This window comes from Lentzea sp. CC55 (assembly GCF_021056325.1).
In the GTDB taxonomy this organism is placed as follows: Bacteria; Actinomycetota; Actinomycetes; order Mycobacteriales; family Pseudonocardiaceae; genus Lentzea; species Lentzea jiangxiensis.
The window spans coordinates 78300-102936 of record NZ_JAJCXE010000043.1 but is presented as its reverse complement, the minus strand read 5'-3'; the positions used below and the strand labels follow the sequence as shown (position 1 = coordinate 102936).

Here is a 24637-nt window from a genome sequence, read left to right as displayed (position 1 = left end):
ATTACCGCTGGACCGACTTGAGCTCGCAGAACTCGTCGAGGCCGAACCTGCCGAACTCGCGCCCGTTGCCCGACTGCCGGTAGCCGCCGAACGGCGCGCTGGTGTTGAACGCGGCGGCGTTGATGTCGACCTGCCCGGTGCGCAGCCGCCTGGCGACGCGCAGGGCCCGGTCGGTGTCGGCGGAGAACACGCCACCCGCCAGCCCGTAGATGGTCGAGTTCGCGATGCGCACCGCGTCGTCCTCGTCGGTGTACGGCATGACCGACAGCACCGGCCCGAAGATCTCCTCCTGCGCGATCGTCATCTCCGGCGTGACGCCGCCGAACACCGTCGGCGTGACGTAGAAGCCCTGCGGGAGCGGCGCTTCGGGCCCGCCGGCGGCGAGCCGCGCGCCCTCCTCGACCCCCTTGCGGATGTAGCCGACGACCCGGTCGCGCTGCGCCTTCGACACGGCCGGCCCGATCCGCGTCCGCGGGTCACCCGGATCGGCCGGGACGTACTTCGCGGCGGCCTGCGCGGCGAGCTCCACGGCCTCGTCGTGCCGGTCGGCCGGCACGAGCAGCCGCGTCCACGCGCTGCACGCCTGGCCGTTGTTCATGAACGAGTTCGCCACGGCGATCTTCACCGCACGCCCGAGATCGGCGTCGTCGAGCACGATGCACGCCGACTTCCCGCCGAGCTCCAGCGCGACCCGCTTCACCGTCTCCGCGGCCACCGCCGACACGCGCCGCCCGGCCTTGGTCGACCCGGTGAACGACACCATGTCGACGCCGGGGTGCGCGGCCAGTGCCTCGCCGACCACCGGCCCGGTGCCGTGCACGAGCTGGAACACGCCCTCGGGAGTCGCCCCGGCGACGATCTCGGCGAGCAGGTCCGCAGTGCCCGGCGCGAGCTCGCTCGGCTTGAGCACCACGGTGTTGCCCGCGGCGAGCGCCGGAACGACCTTCGCGACCATCTGCTGCAACGGGAAGTTCCACGGCGTGATGGCCGCGACGACCCCGACCGGCTCGCGGAAGACCAGCGAGTTGCCGATCTCCTCCGGCTCGAAGTACCCGTCCTCCAGCACGTCCGCGACACCCTCCGCGATGGCGACGGGGTTCGTGACCTGCACCTTCTGGCTGAAGGTGAGCGGCGTGCCCATCTCCCGCGTCATGGTCGCGGCAAGCTCCCCGGACCGCGCCCTCAGCCCGTCGATGATCGTCCGGACCACCTCGGCGCGCTCGCCGACCGAGGTCCGCGACCACGCCGGGAAGGCGGCGACGGCGGCGGACACGGCCGCGTCGACGTCAGCCGGCGTGCCTTCGGCGACGGTGCCGACGACTTCCTCGGTGGCGGGGTTGACTACCTCGATCACGGGAGCCCTCCAGGCGGGGTGTGACACTTGCGACGCAGACGGGCTCCAGGGTGTCACATCCGCCCGCCGGGGTCACGCCGGCCCCGCGTGGTCGCCGGTGCTCACCCGTCGATCTTCTGCGCGGTCAGCAGGATCTTCGTGTCGCAGTCGACGACCGCGCCCGGCGCCACGTTCTGCGCGGTGGTCTTCCAGTTGCGGTCGTTGACGAGCAGACGGCCCTGGCCGCTCGCGTCCTCCTCGGTGAGGAAGAACAGGCCGGCCTTCTGCATGGTGTCCTGCGCGGTCTGGTGGATCATGCCGACGACGTTCGGCACGGTGCAGGTCTTCACCTCGGACGCGGCCGCGGTCGTCGGGGGCTGGGACGTCCGGGAGGTGGACGCGGCGGACGGCGTGGGTGCGTTCGACGACGAAGTGGTGGTGGTCGGCGTGCACGCGGCGGTCAGGAACAACAGCGAGGCGGCGGTGAGGGCGGTGCGCATGACCGGCCTGTCGCGGAAGGCACCGGCTCCCGTTACCGAGCGTCACCCGTACGCGTGAACGGCGATGGCGCCGCACCGGGTCGCGAAGACCTCGGCACGGCGCCATCCACCGCCGACCGGTACCGGAGCGGCTCAGCTGAAGTCGAGCTCGCCCGTCCGGGTGCGCTTGAGCTCGAAGAAGTACGGGAAGCCGGCCAGCATCCGCGCACCGTCGAAGATCGTGCCCGCCTCCTCGCCGCGGGGGATCTTCGTCAGCACCGGGCCGAAGAACGCGACGCCGTCGATGTGGATCGTCGGCGTGCCGACGTCCATGCCGACCGGGTCCATGCCGCGGTGGTGCGAGGCGCGCAGGGCCTCGTCGTACTCGGTCGAGGTGGCGGCCTCGGCGAGCTCGGCGGGCAGGTCGGCGTCCGCGAGGGCGAGCTCGATGACCTCCGCGAAGTCCTGGTTGCCCTCGTTGTGGATGCGCGTGCCCATCGCGGCGTACAGCTTCGGCAGCACCTCGTTGCCGAACTTCTGCTCCGCGGCGATGGCGACGCGGACCGGACCCCAGCCCTTGGTCATGAGCTCCCGGTACTGCTCGGGCAGGTCGCGGCCCTCGTTCAGCACGGCGAGACTCATCACGTGGAAGCTCAGGTCGATGTCGCGGACCTTCTCCACCTCGAGGATCCACCGGGAGGAGATCCAGGCGAACGGGCAAAGTGGGTCGAAGTAGAAGTCGACCTTCGCCTTGTCGGTCATGCGTGCCCCTTTAGTGACGGTAGGTGGCGTTATCGCCCCATCAGCCCAACCAGATCACCCCGTCATCTCTTCCCGTGCGCCGGTTCCGTGATTGGATGCGGGAGTCATAACCATTCCCGACGACGTCAGCGCGTAACCAAACGCGTGGCAGACGAGGTGACCAGTGGCCGCGCCCAACCTCACCCGCGACCAGGCTCAGGAACGTGCTGAGCTGCTGGAAGTGGAGTCCTACCGGATCGAGCTGGACCTGACCGACGGCGGCGGAAAGCCGGGTTCGGACACGTTCCGCTCCACCACCACCGTGGTGTTCCGCAGCCGGACTCCGGGTGCTTCCTCGTGGATCGACCTCGTGGCGGCGACCGTGCACCGCGCTGTGCTCAACGGCAGCGAGCTCGACGTCTCCGACTACCGCGAGGAGGACGGCGTCAAGCTGCCGGACCTCGCGGAGACCAACGAGCTGACGATCGAGGCCGACTGCCGGTACATGAACACCGGCGAGGGCCTGCACCGGTTCGTCGACCCGGTCGACGGCGGCGTGTACCTGTACTCGCAGTTCGAGACCGCGGACGCCAAGCGCATGTTCGCTTGCTTCGACCAGCCCGACCTCAAGTCCGTGTACTCCATGAAGGTGACGGCGCCGCACGACTGGAAGGTCATCTCGAACAGCGAGATCATCGCCACCGAGGCCGGCGAGGGCGGCGCGGACGTGCACACGTTCGCCACCACCAAGCCGATGTCGACCTACATCGTGGCGCTGGTCGCCGGTCCGTACGCCGAGTGGCGCGACGAGTTCGCCGAGGGCGACTTCAAGATCCCGCTCGGCATCTACTGCCGCGCCTCGCTCGCCCCGCACATGGACCACGAGCGGCTGTTCACCGAGACCAAGCAGGGCTTCGGGTTCTTCCACAAGGCGTTCGGGGTGCAGTACCCGTTCGGCAAGTACGACCAGTGCTTCGTGCCGGAGTTCAACGCGGGCGCGATGGAGAACGCGGGCTGCGTCACGTTCCTCGAGGACTACGTCTTCCGCAGCCGCGTCACCCGCTACCTCTACGAGCGCCGCGCCGAGACCGTGCTGCACGAGATGGCGCACATGTGGTTCGGCGACCTGGTCACCATGCGCTGGTGGGACGACCTGTGGCTGAACGAGTCGTTCGCCACCTGGGCGTCCGTGCTCGCGCAGGCCGAGGCCACCGAGTACCGCCAGGCGTGGACGACGTTCGCCAAGATCGAGAAGTCGTGGGCCTACCGGCAAGACCAGCTGCCCTCGACGCACCCGGTCGCCGCGGACATCCCGGACGTGCAGGCGGTCGAGGTCAACTTCGACGGCATCACCTACGCCAAGGGCGCTTCCGTTCTGAAGCAGCTCGTCGCGTACGTCGGGCTGGAGAACTTCCTGGCGGGCCTGCGGGTCTACTTCGCCAAGCACGCCTGGGGCAACGCGACGCTCGCGGACCTGCTCGGCGCGCTGGAGGAGGCGTCGGGCCGCGACCTGTCGTGGTGGAGCGCGCAGTGGCTGGAGACGACGGGCCTGAACCTGTTGCGCCCCAAGTTCACCGTGGACGCCGACGGGAAGTTCACCGAGTTCGCCGTGCTGCAGGGCGGCGCACGTCCGGGTGCCGGTGAGCTGCGCACGCACCGCATCGCGATCGGCGTCTACGACGACGACGGCTCCGGCAAGCTCGTCCGCACGCACCGCCACGAGCTGGACGTGACGGGCGACCGCACCGAGGTCCCCGAACTGGTCGGCGTGCACCGCGGCAAGATCGTGCTGGTCAACGACGACGACCTCACGTACTGCACGATGCGCCTCGACCCGGACTCGCTGGCCGCGCTGATCGACCACATCTCCGACATCGCCGAGCCGCTGCCGCGCACGCTGTGCTGGTCGGCCGCGTGGGAGATGACCCGCGAGGCCGAGCTCAAGGCCCGCGACTTCGTGAACCTGGTCCTCGGCGGCCTGGGCTCCGAGACCGAGGTCGGCGTGGTGCAACGGCTCCTGCTGCAGGCGCAGACCTCGCTGTCGTCCTACGCGGACGACTCGTGGCGCGCCGAGGGCTGGCGCCGGTTCGTCGCGAAGGCGCTGGAGCTGGCGCGGGCAGCCGAGCCGGGCTCCGACCACCAGCTGGCGTTCGTCAACGCGCTGACCTCGTCGGTGCTCGACGACTCCACTGTGGACGTCCTGCGCGGCTGGTACGACGGCAGCGCCGTGCTGGAGGGCCTGGACGTCGACACGGACCTGCGCTGGCGCCTGCTGCAGGCCCTCGTCGCGCACGGCAAGGCGGACCTGGCGGAGATCAACGCCGAGGAGGAGCGCGACCCGACCTCCACCGGTCACCGCCGCGCCCAGTCGGCCCGCGCCCTGCGCCCGACCACCGAGGCCAAGGACGAGGCGTGGGACCGCGCCGTGAACGACGACGACCTGCCGAACGCGGTCAGCGAGGCGATCATCGCGGGCATCTCGCACCCCGGCCAGAAGGAACTGCTCGCCCCGTACGTCGAGCGCTACTTCGCCGACGTGAAGGGCGTGTGGGACCGCCGCTCCTCGGAGCGCGCGCAGTCCGTGGTGGTCGGCATGTTCCCGGCGTGGGCCATCTCGAAGTCCACTGTGGAGGCAGCCGACGCGTGGCTGGCCGACGAGCACCCGCCGGCCCTGCGCCGCCTGGTGTCCGAGGGCCGGGCGGGCATCGTGCGGGCCCTTGCGGCACAGGAGTTCGACCGCTCCTGACGCTCGTGGCGAAGCCCCGCACCGTGTTCGCGCGGTGCGGGGCTTTCGCATAACGTCACGAGCATGATCGGCGAACTGGTGGAGCGCTGGCACCGCGGCTGGACCGCGGCCGAAGGGCTGACGTCCGAGCACCGCGACGGCTACCTGGTCGTGCACGTGAACCGGCCGCACCGGGTGTACGAGTGGATCGCCACGGACGACGCGCAGACCGCCGCGATGGCCCGGGTCGTGGCCGCTTCGCGGGAACCGAACTGGCTGAGCGTGCCCACGCACGCACCGGCGAGGGTGATCGCGGAGATCGAAGCGGCCGGGCTGGTCGTCGCGCGGCCGGACGAGACGTTCATGCGGCGCGCGCTGGCGGGCCACCCGGCACCGGAACCACCGCCGGGCTACGCGGTCGAGGTGACCGGTGGTCCGGTGATCGGCGTGCGGGTGCTGGCGGACGGCGAGGTGGCGGCGAGCGGGTTGATGGCCGTCGTCGGCGAGGACGCCGTCGCCCACCGCATCGAGACGGCGCAGGCGCACCGGCGGCGGGGGCTCGGCAGCGTCGTGATGGGCGCGCTGACCGGCGAGGCGGTGGCGGGCGGGGCGCGGACCGGGCTGCTGTTCGCCTCGGCCGACGGCGTGCACCTCTACCGGAAGCTGGGCTGGGAGAAGATCTCCGGTCTGGTGGTGGCGCGCAACGCCGTCGAGCCCTAGACACGCGAACGCCCCCGGCGCGGGGCCGGGGGCGTCGCTCGGACGTTCGTCAGGAACGCGGCGCGTGGCCCGCCTGGTCGGTCAGCATGCGCAGGCCCGACACGAGGCCGCCCGCGAGGTCGCCCTCCTTGAAGGACGCCACCATGCTCATCACCGCGAGCTTGGCGCCGCGGTCGGCGAGCCGGCGGTGCGACTCCTCGCCCGTCACGACCTCGACGACGCGCTCGCCCGGCGACACGGCCACGAGGACGTGGTGCGACGGGCGCTCGGTGGAGGCGTGCAGCTCCTGGGCGCGCTCGTGGGCGTTGCTGCCCAGCTCGCCGAGGTAGACGCTGAAGTCCAGGCCGGTCGTGCGGCTGGAGAGCGTCAGCGCCTCGTCCAGCTGCGCGAGCTGGGTCGGCGTGAACGGCAGCTCCGGCGCGTGCGGCTCGTACATCTTCGCCGCGGACACCCGGCCGCTGTTCGTCACGACGGCTCCGAGGGGCAGCGTCGACGGGTCGACGGCCTCGATCGCCTTACCAGTTGCCACGGGCACCTCCCTTGGCGGTCGAACCCGAAGCAGCGGGCTCGGCGGCGCTGTGGTGCTCCGCGCTCAGCCCAGCCGGGTTCGCACTCCACCACACCGGGGCGTAGCCCCACTCCTGGCCGGGCCGGTACCGGGGGATCCGGGTGGCCTTTGGCCTCACCGTCAGCAGCGTGATCACGCCGTAGATCGCCAGCGGGATCAACGCGAAGACGAGAACGGTCTCCACGATGGTCACGGCGGGTACGGTAGCCGAACTCAGGAGCGCGCGAGCGGCCGGGCCAGCAAGATCGCGGTCAGTCCCACGACCGAGCCCGCCACGACGTAGACCGCGCCGAGGGACGTCGCCGCGGCGAGCGGGCCCGCCAGCCCCGCACCGAGCGGGGACAACCCCCAGGCCAGCACCCGGTACGCGCTGGTCACGCGGCCCATCATCGGCCCCGGCGTGAGCCGTTGGCGCCGGGTCGCGGACAGCACGTTCCAGCCGGCGGACGCCACGCCGAACAGCACGCACGCGACCACGGCCACCGCCAGCCACGGCGTGAGCCCGAACAGCGCGAACGCCGCGCCGAGCAGAGCGAGGAACCCGACCATGACCCGGCCGGCACCCCAGCGCGACGCGAGCCGCGACGATACCCGCGCCCCTAGCAGAGCACCGGCCGCCATGCACACGACGAGCACCGGAACCACCGGTTCGGCAAGGCCGAGCACCTGGATGGAGTAGAGCGCCAACATGGCGTTGACGGCGGCCGCGGCGAAAGCCGTGATTGCAACGGCAACTACCAGTGACCGCAGGCCGGGAGTCCGCAGGAGGAACCCGGCACCTTCGGCGAGCTGACCGCGGAGATCACCGCGCGAGCGGTCGGGGGCGACGTCCGGCACGCGGGACACGAGCACCGCGGCGGCCACGAAGGAGATCGCGTCGAGCGCGAAGCAGGCCGCCGGGGCCCACCAGAACAGCGCCGCGGCGGCCAGCGGGCCCGCGAGGTCCATGCCGACGGTCTCGACCGTCACGAACCTGCCGTTGGCCGCCTCCAGGTCCGGTCCTGCCAGCTCGACGAGCAGCACCTGCGACGCCGAGTCCGCGAACGTCTCGGCGGAGGTCAGCACGAAAGCCGTGGCGCACAAGACGACGACCGTCGCGTGTCCGGTGTGGACCGCCAGCGCGAGCACTCCGGTCACCCCGGCGCGCAGCCAATGCGCGACCACGACAACGGTTCTCGGCCTCCAGCGGTCCACGAGAGCGCCGGCGGGCAGCGCCACGAGCAACCAGGGCAGGGTCAGGGCGACCGCGACGGCGGACACGGCGAGCGGACTCCGCGTGCTCGCGGCGGTGAACAAGGGCAGCGCGACCACGCGCACGCCGTCGCCCACGAGCGACACGGCCCAGGCCGCGGTGAGCGCTCGGAAACCACGTTCATGCACGCCTTTCACGGTATGACGCACATCACGATCCATCAGTCTGAACGCTACAGAGCGTGTCCATACCGGCCAGTAAGGGCAATGAGTGCTCTCGTGCGGCGCAGCGGTTACACCCGGTCAGTCCTCACCCGGTCGGCGGCGAACGGGTGCCGGTTTGGGGTCTTGTTCCCGGAACACCCACCTCCTAGCTTTTCACCTATACGGGTCTTGCGCACCCGCCCCAGACGAGTTGGAGGACACAAAATGTTCACGATGACCCGCCCGCAGGCCGTGACCTTCACTCTTCCGAGCTACAAGGACGATTCGGTACGCATTACCGCAAGTGACTCCGTCCGGATCACGATGGACGACTCCGTTCGGATCACCGCCCACGATTCAGTGCGCATCACGGCCCGCGACTCCGTGCGCATCACCATGGACGACAGCGTCCGCATCACCGCGAGCGATTCGGTCAGGATCACGATGGCCGATTCGGCCCGCATCACCGCCCGTGAGGACTCCGTTCGGATCACCGCGCGGCAGGACTCGGTCAGGATCACTGCGCGTGAGGACTCGGTCCGGATCACCATGGACGATTCGGTCCGGATCACGGCGCACGACGACAGCGTCCGCATCACTGCTCAGGACGACTCGGTCCGCATCACGATGGACGACTCCGTGCGCATCACGGCGCACGACGACTCGGTCCGCATCACGGCACACGACGACAGCGTGCGGATCACCGCACTCGACGACTCCGTGCGCATCACGGCGCGCCGCGACGACTTCTCCCTCGCGGCCTGACCCACCCCAACGGCGGCTCAGGCCGCGGGTTCACCCAGGTACGGCAACCACTGCGGATCAGCCTCGGCCACGCCGGCGAGCAACCGCCAGTGCGGGCCGCGCGGCGCCGCCGGAACGACGCGCAGCCGCCAGCCCAGTTCGGACAGCAGCTTGTCCGCCTTGCGGTGGTTGCACTTCGCACAGCAGGCGACGCAGTTGGTCCAGGTGTGAGGTCCGCCACGCGAGCGGGGCACCACGTGGTCGATCGTCTCGGCCCGCCCGCCGCAGTAGGCGCAGCGGTACCGGTCGCGGTGCATGAGCCCGGCTCGGGTCATCGGCACACGGCCGCGATAGGGAACACGGACATATGTGCTCAGCCTGATCACGGACGGCACGAGCACCTCGGACTTCGACGAGTGCAGCACGAGCCCCGAGGCGTCGCCGTGCACGACTTCGGCCTTCCCGCACACCACGAGGACGACCGCGCGGCGCAGCGACAACGCCGTGAGCGGCTCGAACGTGGCGTTCAGCAGCAGGACCTTGCGTCTTCCCCAGGGGAAGACCGCCGGCGTCGGACCGGAACCTCCCCCGCCCCGATCCCCGTCCGGCACCGACCGCAGCTCGGGCTGATTTCGGCATGGGGGGACCGTCGGCGCCGTCTCGCCTGGCAGCGAGGTGCCGATAGGGGTCGGTTGTCGGTCTGGCACGCGACCACCTCCACCGGTTCAGCCATAGGAGACCACACTTACCAGGAAAAAATCACGTGTGATAAGTGACGCGTCACGGATGTGTGATCGAACCCGGGGTGAACCACGTCCCTATCGGGGATCGTTTTCATCAACCGCTACCCTGGACAAGGTGACAGAAGCCCCTTCCACGCCCCTGCCTGCGACGATCACCTACCCTGCCGCCGAGCGGCTGGACCTCGCCGAGCAGATCCACGGCCGAGCAGTCGCCGATCCGTACCGCTGGCTCGAGGACGTCGCGGACCCGCGCACCGAGCAGTGGTCACGAGCCCAGGACGCGCTGGCGCGCTCCTGGCTGGACGCGATGCCCGGCCGCGAGCGGCTCGACGCCAGGCTGAGGGAGCTGATGCGCACGGGATCGGTGTCCACCCCGACCTGGCGCGCCGGCAGGGCGTTCTTCACCCGCCGCGGCCCCGAGCAGGACCACCCCGTCGTCCTGGTGCGCGAGGCCGACGGCACCGAACGCGTGCTGCTCGACGTGAGCGCGCTCGACCCGTCCGGCAGCACCACCCTGGACGGCTGGTCCCCCAGCCTCGAGGGCACGCGGCTCGCCTACCAGGTGTCCGTCGGCGGCAACGAGCACTCGCTGCTGCACGTCGTCGACGTCGAGACCGGCGAGTTGATCGAGGGCCCCATCGACCGCTGCCGCTACTCCGCGATCGGCTGGCTGCCCGGCGGCGAGGAGTTCTTCTACGTCCGCCAGCTCGACCCGGCGCTGCTGCCCGAGGACGAAAAGCTGTTCCACCGCCGCGTGTGGCGCCACCGCGTCGGCACGGACCCGGCGACCGACCTCAACGTGCACGGCGACGACCAGGCGCCCACCTTCTACTACACGCTCAACGTCTCGCACGACGGCCGCTGGCTGGTCGTGAGCGGTGCGCCCAGCACCCTGAAGCACGACTCGGTGTGGATCGCGGACCTGCACGGCGACGCCGAGCTCAAGGCCGTGGTCCTGTCCGAGGCGGGGGTGCAGTGCTCCGCGTCCGTCGGCCGCGACGGCAGGCTCTACCTGCACACGAACCACGGCGCGCCCCGCCAGCGCCTCTGCGTCGCCGACCCCGCGAACCCGACCGAGTGGACCGAGCTGATCGGCGAGGAGCCCGACTCGGTGCTCGACGGCGTGCGCCTGCTCGACGGCGACCTGGTCGTCCTGCGCACCCGGCACGCGGTGTCCGAGCTGCACCTGCACGACGCCACGACCGGTGAGCACAAGCGCGAGATCCCGCTGCCCGGCACGGGGTCGGTGCACGGCATGTCCGTCGTGGACGTCCACACCGGCCACGACCGGGACGCGCTGTGGTTCGGGTGGACTGACTTCGTCACGCCGCAGTCGGTGTACCGGTACTCGAAGTCCACCGGCGAGACGGTCCTGCACGAGGCCGCGCCGGGCCGGGTCGAGCTGCCGGCCGTGACGACGCAGCAGATCGCGTACGCGTCCAAGGACGGCACGACGGTGCGGATGTTCGTCGTCAGCGGCGAGCAGAAGCCCGACCTGCCCCGTCCCGCGCTGCTCACGGGCTACGGCGGCTTCGCGATCGGCCGCGGCCCCGGCTACAGCGCCACCACGCTCGCGTGGGTCGAAGCGGGCGGCGTGTGGGTGCACGTGTCGTTGCGCGGCGGCGACGAGGAGGGCGAGGACTGGCACGTCGCCGGCATGCGCGGCAACAAGCAGAACGTGTTCGACGACTTCCACGCGGCGGCGGAGCACCTGATCCGCGAAGGGTGGACCACGCCGCAGCAGCTGTCGATCATGGGAGGCTCCAACGGCGGCCTGCTCGTGGGCGCCGCGCTGACCCAGCGGCCGGAGCTCTACGCGGCCGTGGTGTGCTCAGCGCCACTGCTCGACATGGTGCGCTACGAGAAGTTCCTGCTCGGACGGTTGTGGGCCGACGAGTACGGCAGCGCGAGCGTTGCCGAGGAACTGGACTGGCTGCTTTCCTACTCGCCGTATCACCAAGTGGTAACGGACGTTGAGTACCCTTCGGTCTTGTTCACGGTGTTCGAGTCGGATTCTCGTGTGGATCCCAACCACGCCAGGAAGATGTGTGCCGCGCTGCAGCACGCATCGTCGAGCGATCCGACCAAGCACCCGGTGCTGATCCGCCGCGAGACCGAGGTCGGTCACGCGGGCCGGTCGGTCAGCCGGACGGTGTCTCTCGCCGTGGACCAGCTGACGTTTCTCGCGAATGCCACCGGCATGGAGTTGTAGGAGGGCACGACCACGTGATGGCGACGAGTCCCGTGGATGACATCGAGAACAGGACCGCGCAGGCGGTCGGCTTCTTCGAGAAGTACGGCCCGGACATCATCGCGGGTGGCATCAAGATCCTTCTGATCCTGATCGCCGCGTTCGTGATCAGGGCCATGCTGCGCAAGGTCATCGACCGGATCACCACGCCCGGCAAGGAAGGCAGGAAGCCGGGCCTGCTCAAGCCGTTGCGGGAACGCGCTCCGCAGGCGCTCGGGAACCTGATGTCCGAGCGCCGCGAGCAGCGCGCCAGGACGATCGGCTCGGTGCTGAAGTCGATCGTCACGATCATGATCTTCGGAATAGCGTTCCTGGAGATCCTGATCGTGGTCAAGCTCGACATCACGCCCGTGCTGACCTCGGCGGGCATCCTGGGCGTCGCGATCGGCTTCGGCGCCCAGAACCTGGTCAAGGACTTCCTGGCCGGCATGTTCATGCTGCTGGAGGACCAGTACGGCGTGGGCGACGTCGTCGACCTCGGCCCGGCCACGGGCACCGTCGAGGCCGTCGCCCTGCGCACCACGACGATCCGCGACACGAACGGCACCGTCTGGTACGTCCGCAACGGCGAGATCCTGCGCGTCGGCAACTCGTCGCAGGGCTTCGCGGTCGCGGTCGTCGACCTGCCGCTGAGCTACGGCGCGAACCTCGCCGAGGCCACCCAGGTGCTCGAGCGCAAGGTCTCCGAGGTGGCCGACAAGGACCCGCTGAAGGCCGACATCACGGCCAAGCCCGAGGTCCTCGGCGTCGAGAAGTTCACGCCGGAGGGCATCACGCTGCGGGTCACGGCCAAGACGCGTCCCGGCCGCCAGTGGGCGGTCCAGCGCAACCTCCGCGCTCAGCTCATGCCCGCACTGGAAGAAGCGGGCTTCACCGCCAAGTAGCGAGGGCCTGTCCTCCAAACCAGGAGGCCGGGTGAGGTGGAACACCCATTCGAGACGGTGATCATCCGGCGTCCTGCCAGTTCACACCCCTATGGCACAGCCAACACCGGGGCGGCCTGCGCCCACTTGCCCGCGTGAGTCAGGATGGGTGGGTGGGCAACCCCGTGAGCTTCTTCGAACAGGTCGGTGGCGAGGAGACGTTCCACCGCATCGTCGCGCGCTTCTACGAAGAGGTGAAGTCCGACGACGTCCTCCTCCCCCTGTACCCGGAAGAAGACCTCGGACCTGCGGAAGAGCGGCTGCGGCTGTTCCTCGTGCAGTACTGGGGCGGCCCCCACACCTACTCGGACAACCGGGGCCACCCGAGGCTGCGGATGCGCCACGTGCCGTTCAAGATCGGCCCGATCGAACGCGACGCGTGGTTGCGCTGCATGAGGATCGCCGTCGACGAGGCCGGCTTGGACGAGGCCCACCGCAAGCAGCTCTGGGACTACATGGAGATGGCCGCGAACAGCTTGATGAACAGCTGGTCGTGACCAGCCATCACCCGTTCGGGTCCTTTGGCAGCGAGACGAATGGCAGGATGACCCCTCGTGCGACGATCCTCCGACCTCACCCCTGAGATCGCCGAAGAGGCCGCTTGGTGGCGTGACTCCGTCTTCTACCAGGTGTACGTGCGCTCTTTCGCCGACTCCGACGGCGACGGCGTCGGCGACCTCGAAGGCATCCGGTCCCGCCTCGGCTACCTGGAGCTGCTCGGGGTCGACGCCCTCTGGCTCACCCCGTTCTACCGCTCCCCCATGGCCGACCACGGCTACGACGTCGCCGACCCGCGCGACGTCGACCCGCTGTTCGGCGACCTGGCCGCGTTCGACCGGCTGGTGGCGGACGCGCACGAGCACAACATCCGCGTGACGGTCGACCTGGTCCCGAACCACACGAGCGACCTGCACGAGTGGTTCCAGGAGGCCTTGCAGGCCGGTCCCGGCAGCATGGAGCGCTCCCGCTACATCTTCCGCGAGGGCCGCGGCTTCGACGGCTCGCAGCCGCCGAACAACTGGACGTCGGTCTTCGGCGGCCCCGCCTGGACCCGCGTGCCGGACGGCCAGTGGTACCTGCACCTGTTCGCGCCGGAGCAGCCCGACCTCAACTGGGAGCACCCGGAGGTCCGCGCCGACCTGGAGCGCACGCTGCGGTTCTGGCTCGACCGCGGGGTCGACGGCTTCCGCATCGACGTGGCGCACGGCATGGCCAAGCCCGACGGCCTGCCGGACATGGAGATCCGCCACCAGGCCCCCGGCGTGCTCAGCGACGACGCGCACGACCCGCGCTTCGACAACGACGGCGTGCACGAGATCCACCGCATGATCCGCAAGGTCATGGACGGCTACCCCGGCACGATGGCCGTCGGCGAGATCTGGGTGAAGGACGACGAGCGGTTCGCCGCCTACGTCCGTCCCGACGAGCTGCACCTGGGCTTCAACTTCCGGCTGGTCGAGGCCGGCTTCGACGCGGACGCCGTCCGTTCGGCGATCGAGCACTCGCTGGCCGCCGTCGCGCCGTCCGGCACGCCGGCGACGTGGACGCTGTCGAACCACGACGTCGTGCGCCACGTGACCCGCTACGGCGGTGGCGCGCTGGGCGAGCAGCGGGCCCGCGCGATGACGCTGGTCGAGCTGGCGCTGCCGGGCGTGATCTACCTCTACAACGGCGAAGAGCTCGGCCTGCCGAACGTGGAGCTGCCGGACTGGGCGCTGCAGGACCCGACCTGGGAGCGGTCCGGGCACACCGAGCGCGGCCGTGACGGCTGCCGCGTGCCGATCCCGTGGGAGGGCACCGCGCCCCCGTTCGGGTTCTCCACGGCCGTCAGCACGTGGCTGCCGCAGCCGAACGAGTGGGGCCACCTCACCGCCGAGGCGCAGCTGGAGGACCCGGGCTCGATGCTCTCGCTCTACCGCGAGGCGCTGGAGCACCGGAAGTCCAACGCGGGCTTCGCGGGCGACGAGCTCGAGTGGTACGGAGCCCCGGCGGGCTGCTTCGCGTTCCGGCGCAAGGGCGGCGGGCTCATCTGCGCGCTGAACACCTCGGGCGCGTCCGTGCCGCTGCCGCCCGGCCAGGTGCTGCTGTCGTCCGGCCCGATGGACGGTGACCAGCTGCCGCCGGACACCGCCGTCTGGCTCGTCTAGAGCGTCAGGGTGACCGGGAGGCGCGGTTCGCGCGCCTCCCGGTTGCCGTACCGGCGGAAGATCGCCAGAGCCTCGCCCCACTGCTCCTCGCCGGACTCCCCGGAGGCGTCCAGGACGGCCGCGAGGTCGCGCAGGGTCCGCGCCCGCCAGACGGTCAGCGCCAGCGCGTCCCACCACCGCAGGGCGTGCTCCAGCCGTCGCCGGGCCTCCGCCAGGTCGCCTTCCGCGAGTTCGAGCTCCCCGAGCGTGCGCAGCACCAGGGCCTGCCCGAACCCGTCCTGCATCTCGTTGCACGTCTCCAACGCCTCGACCAGCGCCTCGCGCACCTCGGCACCACGTCCCTGCCGCACCCGCACCTTGGCGAGCGACTGCACGGCGTAGGCCGACGCGAGCTTGTTGTCCAGCCGCGCCAGCAGGGTCACCGCGTCCGAGCACCACCGGTCCGCCTCGTCCAGCCTCCCGGCCGCGCGGTGGACGATGCCGACGGACCGCATCGCGATGGCGAGGTCGCGGGCGTTGCCCAGTTCGCGGTAGTGCGCGACCGCGTCGGTGCAGTACCGCACCGCCTCGTCGAGGTCCCCCTGCTCGCACAGCACCCGGCCCAGGCCGTGGATCGCCTGCGCCAGCGCCTTCGGTTCGTCGAGCGTGCGCAGACCGGCGAGCGACAGGTCGAGCGCGGTGCGGGCCTCGGCCAGCCGTCCCTGCTCGCGGTGCACGGTGCTCAGCGACAGCCTCGTCAGCGCCTGGAACCGGACGCCGTCGCTCAGCTCCAGCGCCTGCTCGTAGTACGACGCGGCCTCGTCCAGCCGGTCCTGCTCGAACCTCAGCCAGCCGAGGCCGGCGAGCAACCGTGCCTCCGCCAGCTTGTCACCGACGCGCCGTGCGGCCTCCAGGGCGGCGTTGTGCGTGCGGTACCACTGGCTGAAGAGGTTGCGGACGGCGAACCGCGACGAGCTGAGCGCCGCGGCGAGCTTCGAGGCGGCCTCGGTCAGGTCGAGCTCGCTGATGCGTTCGACGAAGCCGACGAGCTCGGTCTGCTCGGCGTCGAACCACTCCTCGGGGTCGTCGAGGATCTCGTCGATCTTGGCCCGGTCGAGGAACGACACCGACGTCTCGACCCAGTCGAAGTCGGCGCGCGGCATCCGCGCCCCGGCGGCCTCGACCAGCGCCAGCAGGCAGCGCGCGACCCGGTTCGCGACGGCGGGGAACCCCGTCTCCTCGGCCTCACCGCGTTCCCGCGCGAACGCCCGCGTCAGGTCGTGCAGCTTGTACCGGGCACCCACCGGGTCGAGCAGCTGGGCGTCGACGAGCCGTTCCACGACCTCGTCTGCCGTGTAGGCGTCGCAGCCGAGCAGGGGTGCGACGATCCAGCCGCCGAACGACGACACGTCCAGCAAGCCCAGGCGCCGCAGCGCGGTCCGCTCCAGCTCCCCCAGCTCGTCGAAGCTCAGCGCGAGGCTGCCGCGCACCTCCAGGTCGCCGATCATCAGCTCCTGCAACACCCTGTGCTGCACCTTGAGGCGGTCCGCGAGGCGTGCCAGCGGCCACTGCACGCGTGCCGCGAGCCGGGCGCCCGCGATCCGCAGCGCCAGCGGCAGGTGCCCGCACAGCCGGACGATCTCCTGGGCGTCCTCGGCCTCCCGCCGCGCCCGGCCGCCCCCGACGACCCTGTCCAGCAGTTGCAACGCCTCGGCGTCGTCGAACACGTGCAGGTCGAGCTGGTGCGCGCCTCCCAGCGCACCGAGGCGTTCGCGGCTCGTCACGAGAACGGCGCACGTGGGCGCGCCGGGTAGCAGCGGCCGGATCTGGCGCTCGTCGGAGGCGTCGTCGAGCACGATCAGCACGCGTCTGTCAGCCAGCAACGTGCGGTAGAGCTGCGCACGTTCGTCGAGTTCAACGGGAATCGCCGCATCGGCGGCACCCAACGCGCGCAAGAACCCGACGAGCACCTCGGCCGGGTCGGAGCGCACGGTCTGCACTCCCCGTAACGAGGCGTAGAGCTGACCGTCCGGGAAGTGCGCGCGCACGCGGTGAGCGACGTGCAACGCCAACGTGCTCTTGCCCGATCCCGGCTTGCCCGAGAGCGCGCACAACCGGTAGCCCGAGGTGTCCACGAGCCGGCGCGAGAGCGCGGCGACCTCGCTCGCGCGTCCGGTGAAGTCGGCGATGTCGAACGGCAGCTGTCCCGGCGGCGTGACCGGCGCGGGTTCCGGTACCGGCGGGGCCAGGGGTTCGGCGAGCACCTCGCCGTGGGCCTGCCGCAGCAACGGCCCGGGGTCCACGCCGAGCTCCTCGACCAGCGCCCGATGGCCCTCCTGGTAGCAGGCGAGCGCGTCGGCCTGCCGGCCCGCCTGGTGCAGGGCGCGCATCAGCTGGGCCCGCAGCCGTTCCCGCAACGGGTGCTGCGCCACGGCTTCGGTGAGCTCGCCGATCAGGTCGGCGCCCTGCCCGGTCGTGAGCCCGGCCTCGGCGAGGTCTTCGAGGACCCCCAGCCGCAGTTCCTCGAGCCGGGCCCGTTCGTTCTCCGCCCAGCTGCCCTGCGCGCCGCCGAGCGCGGGACCGCGCCAGTGCCGCAGAGCCGCGCGGAAGTGGTCGACGGCCTGGTCAGGAACGGCGCGCGCCCCGGCGTCGGCCTCCCTGCGGAACGCCGTCAGGTCCACCTCTTCGGCGTCGAGCCGGTAGCCGCCCGCGTCGCGGGAGATGACCTCCGCGTCGACCGCCTTGCGGATCGCGGAGACGTACGTGTGCACCAACGCCCGCGCGGTGTCCGGCGGGTCCTCGCCCCAGATCGCGTCGATGAGGTGCTCGGCGGACACGACGCGTCCGGGCCTGGTGGCGAGCAGCGCCAGCAGCGTGCGCGGCTTCGGGCCGCCCACCGGCACCTGTCTGCCGTCGACGACGACGCAGACCGGTCCCAACACGCGAAACTCCACAAGCCCCCCAGCCGTGATCCCTCCGAGCCGCCAACGTAGCGCGCCTCGGCCACGGCGTCACTCCACCGCGAGCAGCAGACCGACGTCGCGGGGCTGCGTGGTGGTGAAGACGAGGACCAGGTCGAAGAAGAGCCCGATCCGGGCTCGGCCCGGGTTCAGACGATCAGCGGCAGCATCGAGTGGCGGCGGCGGACGACCGCGCCGTACCGGGCGTCGATCCGCAGCCACGAATCGGTCGCCGTCACCCGGACGTCACCGTCGTCGCCGAGGAAACCCATGCCCGACAAGGCGAACAGGACCCGCAGCGGGACCTTCACGTCCAACCCGGACCCGGTCACGGTGAGCACCGTCTGGTCCAGCAGCGATGCCGGCGGCGTCCCCTGGGGACCGGTGTTCTCCCGCGCCACCTCGACGCCCTCGTCCGCGATCTCCGCGACGACCGCGACGGGCAGCCGGTCGACCACGAGCCAGCCCTCCGCGGGCGGCAGGGCCGAGCGCCACATCAGGTCCTTGGCCGGTCCCGGGTCGATGCGCTCGTCGCGCATGACCGCGAGACCCGTCAGCAGCTCCGATCCGGACACCGTGACGTCGGCGGGATTCGCCTGTCCCGCAACGGTTCGCGTCGCGAGGGTGTCGAACGGCGTGGCGACCCACGCGTCGAGCAGCTCCTCGTTGCGGTTGCGCAGCCGCACCACCGTCTGGGCGTCGAGGCGCACCGCGCGTGCGGCGAACGCCCCGAGGTCGTCTCTCTCGGCCGCGTCGGCCAACACCAGATCAGGCACCGTTTCCCCCTGCCCGCCACCCGGCGAGAAAATCGCGCTCGGCCTCGGTCAGCCGCCGCGGACGTGCTGTCGTCACGTTGAAGGGCGCCATCAGCGTCTCCGCCTTGACGACCACCGGGCTGTTCACGTCGCGGCTGCCGCGCACCACGTAGTCGAGCGTCAGCGACGCGGACTTCAGCTCCCGCACCGACATCTCCACGATGATGTCCTCACCGGTGAAGACGATCGGCGCGAGGTACTCGACCACGAGCTTCGCGACGACCATGCCCTCGGCGAGTTCCTTGACGCCGTGGCGGGCCGCCTCCGTGAACAGCAGCTCGATCCGGGCGTCTTCGAGCAACGTCACCGTTTTGGCGTGGTTGACGTGGCCGAACGCATCCATGTCCGACCACCGCGGCCGCACACCCGTGACGAAGACACCCATGCAGGGACCCTACCGCTCACGACCGCACGAACCTTCACAGGACCTCCACACGCAGCGATTGAAAGTCGATAGGCAACTCTCGATACTCGATCCATGTCTCGTGTCTGGTGACCTTCCTGCAGGCCCTGCTCGCCATCGCGTTCCTCGGCGGGCTGTTCGCGCAGGTCGCGGTGATCCCGGCGACCGCGGCGAACGAGGTCGAGCTGTTCCCGCCCTACGAGGCCGTGAGAACGCCGTTCGTGGTGTCCGCGATCGTCTTCGTCGCGTGTCTGCAGGTGCTGGCGGTGGCGCTGGGAGGGGTGCTGCACCGCGCGGGAGAGGGCACCTTGTTCGAGCCGGGCTCGGTCAGGTGGACGAACGTCGCGATCGGGGCCGTCGCCGCCGGCGCGCTGGTCCTCGCGTGGTTGTTCGTCTTCGTCACGTTCGCCGACATCCCGTCGCCCGCCGACGGCATGGAGGTCCTGGGGCTGTGGATGGGATCGGGCGCCGGGACGGTCGCGGCGGCCGGCGTCGCGCTGCTGGTCGTGGTCGGGCGGCAGTGGCTCCGCCGGGCGGTCGACCAGCGCGGGGAACTCGACCAGGTCGTCTGACGTTCAACTGGCACCGGGGCGCCGCGAAGGGGATTTCGCGGCGCCCCGGTTCGTGCTCGGTGCGTACTACCTGACCATGCTCCGCACCTGGCGGGCGGCGACGGACAGGGTCGCCAGGTCCAGCTGGCGGACCCGGTTGATCTCCTCCAGCGCACCGCGCGAGCGGGCCAGGCGGGAAGCGTTGGCCTGCTCCCACTTGGAGATCTTCTCGCTCGCCGTGTCGCCCTCGTCGCTCGCCCTCAGCACGTCGAGGGAGATCGCCCGCAGCGACGAGTAGAAGTCGTCGCGCAGGGCCAGGCGGGCCAGGGCGTGCCAGCGGTTGCCGCGCTCCAGGCTCGTCACCGAGTCCAGCATGTGGTCGATGTCGAGGTGGTCGGACAGCGCGAAGTACAGCTCGGCCGTCTCGCGGTGCGTGCGCTCCGGACCCGCGCCGCCGGTCGGGCCGAACTCGCGCTCGGCCAGCTCGGCGATCTCGGTGACGTCGAGCAGCCCGTACATGTAGAGCAGCGCGGCCACCTTGCGGGCCAGCTCGGCCGGGACGCCCTGCTCGACGTACCGGTCCGCCTTGTCCGCGACCACGGCCAGTTCCTTGCCCTGCAACAGGTCGAAGGCGTACGGGCTCAGCTCCTCGACCACGCCGCGGAAGCGGTTGATCGTGGAGCCGACCGCGAGCGGCTGCGGGCGGTTCGACAGCAGCCAGCGGGACGCGCGGTCGAGCAGCCGGCGGGTCTCCAGGACCATGCTGTCCTGCACGTCCGTCGGCACCACCGTGTCCAGCGCCTCGATCTCCCGCCAGATCGACGGCAGGTCGAAGACCTGGGTGACGACGGCGTACGCGCGGACCGCGTCCGTCGCCGACGCGCTCATCTCCTCGGCCAGGCGGAAGGCGTAGGAGATGCCACCACCGTCGACGACCTCGTTCACCACGACGGTCGTGATGATCTGCCGCGCCAGCGGGTGGTTCGGGATCTCCGCGCCGAACCGCTCGCGCAGCAGGCTCGGGAAGTAGTCCGGGAGCTTGCGGGTGAAGGTGTCGATCGTCGGGATGTCGCTCGCGAGCAGCTCTTCCTTCAGGGTGAGCTTGGTGAACGCGAGGAGCGTGGCGAGCTCCGGCGAGGTGAGGCCCTCGCCGTTCTTCTCCAGCGCCTTGAACTCCGCGACGCTCGGCAGGGCCTCCAGCTTGCGGTTGAGGGCCCCGCGCGCCTCCAGGTCGGCCGTGAGACGCGCGTGCACCGACAGCATCGGAGCGGCGTGCGCCCGGCTGACGCCGAGGACGCTGTTCTGCGAGTAGTTGTCCGCCAGCACGAGCTCGCCGACCTCGTCGGTCATCTCGGCGAGGACCTCGTTGCGCTGCTGCTGCTCCACCGAGCCCTCGCGGACCAGGTGGTCCAGCAGGATCTTGATGTTGACCTCGTGGTCGGAGCAGTCGACGCCCGCGGAGTTGTCGAGCGCGTCGGTGTTGACCTTGCCGCCGCCGCGCGCGAACTCGATGCGGCCCCGCTGGGTGAGGCCCAGGTTGCCGCCCTCGCCGATGACCTTGACGCGCAGCTCGTTGCCGTCGACGCGGATCGAGTCGTTCGCCTTGTCGCCGACGTCGGCGTGCGACTCGGTCGACGCCTTGACGTACGTGCCGATGCCGCCGTTCCAGAGCAGGTCGACCGGCGCGAGCAGGATCGCCTTCTTGAGCTCCGGCGGGGACAGCTTCTCGACGCCCTCGGGCAGGCCCAGCGCGACGCGGGCCTGCTCGGAGACCGGGATCGACTTGGCCGTCAGCGGGAAGACGCCGCCGCCCTCGCTGATCAGCGAGCGGTCGTAGTCGTCCCACGACGAGCGCGGGACGTTGAACAACCGCACCCGCTCGGCGAACGAGGTGGCCGCGACCGGGTTCGGGTCGATGAAGATGTGCCGGTGGTCGAACGCGGCCACGAGCCGGATGTGCTCGGACAGCATCATGCCGTTGCCGAACACGTCACCGGACATGTCGCCGATGCCGACGACGGTGAACTCCTCGGTCTGCGTGTCCACGCCGAGCTCGCGGAACGAGCGCTTCACGCTCTCCCACGCGCCCTTGGCCGTGATGCCCATGGCCTTGTGGTCGTAGCCGATCGAGCCACCGGACGCGAACGCGTCGCCCAGCCAGAAGCCGTAGCTCTGGCTCACGCCGTTCGCGATGTCGGAGAACGTCGCGGTGCCCTTGTCCGCCGCCACGACCAGGTAGGTGTCGTCGCCGTCGTAACGCACGACCTGCGACGCGGGCACGACCTCGTTGTTGATCAGGTTGTCGGTGAGGTCGAGCAGGCCCGAGATGAACATCTTGTAGCAGGCGATGCCCTCGGACATGAAGTTCTCGCGGTCGATGCCGGGGTCGCCGGTCGCCGGGATCGGGCGCTTGACGACGAAGCCGCCCTTGGCGCCGACCGGCACGATCACCGCGTTCTTCACGGCCTGCGCCTTGACCAGGCCGAGGATCTCCGTGCGGAAGTCCTCGCGGCGGTCGGACCACCGCAGGCCACCGCGCGCGACGCTGCCGAAGCGCAGGTGCACGCCCTCGACCCGGGGCGAGTACACGAAGATCTCGAACTTCGGCCGCGGCTGCGGCAGGTCCGGGATCGCCTGCGGGTCGAGCTTGACCGACAGGTACGGCCGGGCGTTGCCCTCGGCGTCGCGGAAGAAGTAGTTCGTCCGCAGCGTGGCGTTGATCAGCGTGAGCAGGCTGCGCAGGATCCGGTCCGCGTCGAGGCTCGTCACGTCGTCGATCAGCTTGCCGGTCTCGACGACCATCGTCTCGGTGCGGTCGGCGCGCGTCGCGTCGTCCAGGCGCGGGTCGAACCGGGACTCGAACAGCGCCACCAGCGCGATCGCCACGCTCGTGTGGCCGAGCACGGCGTCCTCGATGTAGTCCTGCGAGTACGGCGTGCCGGCCTGGCGCAGGTACTTCGCGTACGCGCGCAGCATCGCGGCCTGCTGCCAGGTGAGCCCGGCCTGCAGCACCAGCGAGTTGAACCGGTCGACCTCGGCCTCGCCCCGCCAGACCGCGGCGAACGCGTCCTGGAAGCGCACCCGCACGTTGTCGAGGTCTTCCTCGGACAGCTGCGCGAGCGCGGCCTTGTCGATGCGCAGGCCGAAGTCGTAGATCCAGCACTGCACGCCGTCTTCGCGGGCGATCTCGTACGGCCGCTCGTCGACCACGATGACACCCATGCGCTGCAGCATCGGCAGCACGTCGGACAGGGTGATGCCCTCACCGGTCACGAACAGCTTGAAGCGCCGCTCCCCCGGCTCGGCGTTGTCCGGCACGTAGAACACCATGTCGAGGTCGCCCTCGGCGAGCCGCTCGATGCGGCGGTAGTCCTCGAGACCGGTGGAGGCCGGGAAGTCCTCCTTGTAGGCCTCCGGGAAGACCGCGGCGAACCGCTGGCCCTGCTCCGTGGCCGACTCGGCGCCGTCGCCGCCGACCGCCTCGACCATGCGGTCGTCCCAGCTGCGGACGGCCTCGGCGAGCTTGGCCTGGATCGCGTGGACGTCCGGCTCCAGCGTGCGCGCCGGGTCCGTGTGCACCATGAAGTGCACGCGGGCCAGGGCGGACTCGCCGATGCGCGCGCTGTACTCGAGGTTCAGGCCGCCGAGCTCGGCGAGCAGCACCTCCTGCATCGCGAGGCGGCTCGTCGTCGTGTAGCGGTCGCGCGGCAGGTAGACCAGGCACGAGAAGAAGCGGCCGAACGGGTCGCGGCGCAGGAACAGCCGCAGCCGGCGGCGTTCCGCGAGCGCGATGACGCCCGTGGTCGTCTGGTAGAGCGTGTCCGCGTCGACCGAGAACAGCTCGGTGCGCGGGTAGTTCTGGATCACCTCGAGCATCCGCTGGCCCGAGTAGGACTGCAGCGGGAAGCCCGCGCGGTGGATGACCTCGCGCACGCGGCGCTCGATCACCGGGATGTCGAGCACGTCCTCGTGCAGCGCGGTGGTGCTGAAGATGCCCAGGAAGCGGTGCTCGCCGGAGACGTTGCCCTCGGCGTCGAACGTCTTCACGCCGACGTAGTACGGGTAGACGCTGCGGTGCACGCTGCTCTGCGCACTCGCCTGCGTGAGCACCAGCAGGTCGGGGCTGAGCGCCTGCGCGCCGTTGTCCGGGCCGGCGGTGAGGCTGCGCGCGGCGAGGCTGTCCTGGCGCAGCACGCCCAAGCCGCTCGCGAGCACGGCCCGCAGAGCCGGTTCGCCGTCCTCGTGCACCAGCTCGTACTGCCGGTAGCCCATGAACGTGAAGTGCCCGTCCGCCAGCCACTGGAGCAGCTTCGCTCCGTCGGTGGTGGACTCGGACGCGTCCTTCTCGAGCTCGCCGGCCAGCTGCAGCGCCGTGGCGACCATGCGGTCGGTGTCCTCGACGACCTCGCGGACGTCGGTCAGCACCGCCTGCAGCCGGGTCTCCAGCTCGCGGGCGCGGCCGGGGTCGGTGATGAGGTCGACCTCGATGTTCATCCACGACTCGGCCAGCGCGTCCGCGGGTGGATCCGCCGGGTCGGCCGTCGGCAGCACCTCCGTGCGCTCACCGGTGACCGGGTCGCGCCGCACCACGACGATGGGGTGCACGACGCGCTGCACCTGCACGCCCGCCCGCGTGAGCTCGGACGCCACCGAGTCCACGAGGTACGGCATGTCGTCGGTGACGACCTGCACGACGGTGACAGGGCACTGCCACCCGTCGGCGCTGCGCGTCGGGTTGAGAATGCGCACCGCGGCGCGTCCGGGGACGCGGCTCTCGGCGAGCTGGTAGTTCGACCGCACCGCTCCGACCAGGTCCACCGGGTCGTCGTCGTTGACTTCCTCGGCGGGCACGTGGCGGTAGAAAAGGCGGATCAGGTCTGCGAGTTCGGGGGCATTGGCGGCGGCCCGTTCGATCAGCTCGTCACGGACCTGCTCAGGACTGGCCGTTCGACTGCCATCAGCCGCGGCGGGGGCCGCGGAGACGTCATCGGTTCGGGTCGGGGCTCCAGTCGAGGTCATCTTCAGGCGACTCCACGCTATCCGGCACCTCTGTGTGCCGGGTCCGACCCCACCCTAGATGGGGCGGCGGCCGTCAACGGCAACGGGAGGGGCTCTGACGGACCACTGAATCGAGGCTGAATCGAGTCACATCCTCAGTGG

General features: G+C 70.6%; 20 protein-coding genes. 9 read left to right on the top strand and 11 right to left on the bottom strand.

Annotation, left to right across the window (positions count from 1 at the left end; genetic code table 11):
• Position 1 precedes the first annotated feature (1 nt).
• Both L6E10_RS27710 and L6E10_RS27705 read right to left on the bottom strand, forming a co-directional pair.
• Complete coding sequence (locus L6E10_RS27710; RefSeq protein WP_236222862.1) at positions 2 to 1354, bottom strand: aldehyde dehydrogenase family protein; 1353 nt, start codon at positions 1352 to 1354, stop codon at positions 2 to 4.
• A 101-nt stretch (positions 1355 to 1455) separates the two neighbouring features.
• Positions 1456 to 1650 (bottom strand): hypothetical protein, encoded by a 195-nt coding sequence (locus L6E10_RS27705; protein ID WP_236222861.1) that lies wholly within the window; start codon positions 1648 to 1650, stop codon positions 1456 to 1458.
• Between L6E10_RS27705 and L6E10_RS27700 the strand changes: the two genes are divergently transcribed.
• On the top strand, positions 1649 to 1891 hold the full coding sequence (locus L6E10_RS27700; RefSeq protein ID WP_236222859.1) for a hypothetical protein: 243 nt from the start codon (positions 1649 to 1651) through the stop codon (positions 1889 to 1891). The genes L6E10_RS27705 and L6E10_RS27700 overlap by 2 nt on opposite strands.
• Before the next feature lie 74 nt (positions 1892 to 1965).
• Here the strand turns inward: L6E10_RS27700 and L6E10_RS27695 are convergent, their stop codons facing one another.
• Positions 1966 to 2574 carry a disulfide bond formation protein DsbA gene (locus L6E10_RS27695; protein ID WP_236222858.1) on the bottom strand — a complete coding sequence of 203 codons (609 nt, stop codon included), beginning with the start codon at positions 2572 to 2574 and terminating at the stop codon, positions 1966 to 1968.
• A gap of 163 nt (positions 2575 to 2737) precedes the next feature.
• Between L6E10_RS27695 and pepN the strand changes: the two genes are divergently transcribed.
• Together pepN and L6E10_RS27685 are read left to right on the top strand one after the other, a co-directional pair.
• A complete protein-coding gene (pepN, locus tag L6E10_RS27690) occupies positions 2738 to 5299 on the top strand; it encodes an aminopeptidase N (protein ID WP_236222856.1) in 2562 nt (853 codons plus the stop codon).
• A 63-nt stretch (positions 5300 to 5362) separates the two neighbouring features.
• Positions 5363 to 5998 (top strand): GNAT family N-acetyltransferase, encoded by a 636-nt coding sequence (locus L6E10_RS27685; protein WP_236222854.1) that lies wholly within the window; start codon positions 5363 to 5365, stop codon positions 5996 to 5998.
• Between the two features lie 49 nt (positions 5999 to 6047).
• On the opposite strand, the gene L6E10_RS27680 is transcribed toward L6E10_RS27685, so the two are convergent.
• Genes L6E10_RS27680 through L6E10_RS27670 form a run of 3 tightly spaced genes read right to left on the bottom strand, consistent with a single transcriptional unit; the run spans position 6048 to position 7946 of the window.
• Positions 6048 to 6527 (bottom strand): DUF5130 family protein, encoded by a 480-nt coding sequence (locus tag L6E10_RS27680; protein ID WP_236222852.1) that lies wholly within the window; start codon positions 6525 to 6527, stop codon positions 6048 to 6050.
• Entirely contained in the window at positions 6514 to 6759 is a 246-nt protein-coding gene (locus tag L6E10_RS27675) for a hypothetical protein (protein WP_236222851.1), read from the bottom strand. The genes L6E10_RS27680 and L6E10_RS27675 overlap by 14 nt, the downstream gene beginning before the upstream one ends.
• A 20-nt stretch (positions 6760 to 6779) precedes the next feature.
• Complete coding sequence (locus tag L6E10_RS27670) at positions 6780 to 7946, bottom strand: MFS transporter (RefSeq protein WP_236222850.1); 1167 nt, start codon at positions 7944 to 7946, stop codon at positions 6780 to 6782.
• Positions 7947 to 8285: 339 nt separating this feature from the next.
• Between L6E10_RS27670 and L6E10_RS27665 the strand changes: the two genes are divergently transcribed.
• Positions 8286 to 8726: a DUF2345 domain-containing protein gene (locus L6E10_RS27665; RefSeq protein ID WP_236222848.1), complete on the top strand. Its 441-nt coding sequence runs from the start codon at positions 8286 to 8288 to the stop codon at positions 8724 to 8726.
• Positions 8727 to 8743: 17 nt separating this feature from the next.
• On the opposite strand, the gene L6E10_RS27660 is transcribed toward L6E10_RS27665, so the two are convergent.
• The gene (locus L6E10_RS27660; RefSeq protein WP_176959939.1) at positions 8744 to 9412 is read right to left on the bottom strand and encodes an HNH endonuclease; all 669 of its coding nucleotides are present in this window, start codon (positions 9410 to 9412) and stop codon (positions 8744 to 8746) included.
• Positions 9413 to 9563: 151 nt separating this feature from the next.
• Between L6E10_RS27660 and L6E10_RS27655 the strand changes: the two genes are divergently transcribed.
• The 4 genes from L6E10_RS27655 (at position 9564) to L6E10_RS27640 (ending at position 14769) form a co-directional block, all read left to right on the top strand.
• The gene (locus L6E10_RS27655; RefSeq protein WP_236222847.1) at positions 9564 to 11660 is read left to right on the top strand and encodes a prolyl oligopeptidase family protein; all 2097 of its coding nucleotides are present in this window, start codon (positions 9564 to 9566) and stop codon (positions 11658 to 11660) included.
• A gap of 41 nt (positions 11661 to 11701) precedes the next feature.
• Entirely contained in the window at positions 11702 to 12583 is an 882-nt protein-coding gene (locus L6E10_RS27650) for a mechanosensitive ion channel family protein (protein ID WP_236223012.1), read from the top strand.
• Positions 12584 to 12735: 152 nt separating this feature from the next.
• Positions 12736 to 13119, top strand: coding sequence for a globin (locus L6E10_RS27645; RefSeq protein ID WP_236222845.1), 384 nt, complete (start codon positions 12736 to 12738; stop codon positions 13117 to 13119).
• Between the two features lie 57 nt (positions 13120 to 13176).
• Positions 13177 to 14769 carry an alpha-amylase family glycosyl hydrolase gene (locus L6E10_RS27640; RefSeq protein ID WP_236222844.1) on the top strand — a complete coding sequence of 531 codons (1593 nt, stop codon included), beginning with the start codon at positions 13177 to 13179 and terminating at the stop codon, positions 14767 to 14769.
• Here the strand turns inward: L6E10_RS27640 and L6E10_RS27635 are convergent.
• The 3 genes from L6E10_RS27635 to L6E10_RS27625 form a co-directional block, all read right to left on the bottom strand.
• A complete protein-coding gene (locus L6E10_RS27635; protein WP_236222842.1) occupies positions 14766 to 17690 on the bottom strand; it encodes a BTAD domain-containing putative transcriptional regulator in 2925 nt (974 codons plus the stop codon). The genes L6E10_RS27640 and L6E10_RS27635 overlap by 4 nt on opposite strands.
• Positions 17691 to 17857: 167 nt before the next feature.
• The gene (locus L6E10_RS27630; RefSeq protein WP_236222840.1) at positions 17858 to 18484 is read right to left on the bottom strand and encodes a hypothetical protein; all 627 of its coding nucleotides are present in this window, start codon (positions 18482 to 18484) and stop codon (positions 17858 to 17860) included.
• Positions 18477 to 18908 (bottom strand): thioesterase family protein, encoded by a 432-nt coding sequence (locus tag L6E10_RS27625; protein ID WP_236222838.1) that lies wholly within the window; start codon positions 18906 to 18908, stop codon positions 18477 to 18479. Before L6E10_RS27625 ends, L6E10_RS27630 begins: the two co-directional genes overlap by 8 nt.
• A gap of 107 nt (positions 18909 to 19015) precedes the next feature.
• Here L6E10_RS27625 and L6E10_RS27620 point away from each other — a divergent pair, with 107 nt between their 5' ends.
• Positions 19016 to 19498: a DUF2975 domain-containing protein gene (locus L6E10_RS27620; protein WP_236222836.1), complete on the top strand. Its 483-nt coding sequence runs from the start codon at positions 19016 to 19018 to the stop codon at positions 19496 to 19498.
• Positions 19499 to 19564: 66 nt separating this feature from the next.
• Here L6E10_RS27620 and L6E10_RS27615 read toward each other — a convergent pair whose 3' ends face one another.
• Positions 19565 to 24496, bottom strand: a complete 4932-nt coding sequence (locus tag L6E10_RS27615) for an NAD-glutamate dehydrogenase (protein WP_236222835.1) — start codon at positions 24494 to 24496, stop codon at positions 19565 to 19567.
• Positions 24497 to 24637: the final 141 nt, after the last annotated feature.

Excerpts from the sequence above, each read along its gene's own strand:
- L6E10_RS27700 (WP_236222859.1), top strand. The coding sequence starts at position 1,649 with ATGCCGACGACGTTCGGCACGGTGCAGGTCTTCACCTCGGACGCGGCC.
- L6E10_RS27705 (WP_236222861.1), bottom strand. The coding sequence starts at position 1,650 with ATGATCCACCAGACCGCGCAGGACACCATGCAGAAGGCCGGCCTGTTC.
- L6E10_RS27695 (WP_236222858.1), bottom strand. The coding sequence starts at position 2,574 with ATGACCGACAAGGCGAAGGTCGACTTCTACTTCGACCCACTTTGCCCG.
- L6E10_RS27685 (WP_236222854.1), top strand. The coding sequence starts at position 5,363 with ATGATCGGCGAACTGGTGGAGCGCTGGCACCGCGGCTGGACCGCGGCC.
- L6E10_RS27665 (WP_236222848.1), top strand. The coding sequence starts at position 8,286 with ATGGACGACTCCGTTCGGATCACCGCCCACGATTCAGTGCGCATCACG.
- L6E10_RS27625 (WP_236222838.1), bottom strand. The coding sequence starts at position 18,908 with ATGGGTGTCTTCGTCACGGGTGTGCGGCCGCGGTGGTCGGACATGGAT.
- L6E10_RS27615 (WP_236222835.1), bottom strand. The coding sequence starts at position 24,496 with ATGACCTCGACTGGAGCCCCGACCCGAACCGATGACGTCTCCGCGGCC.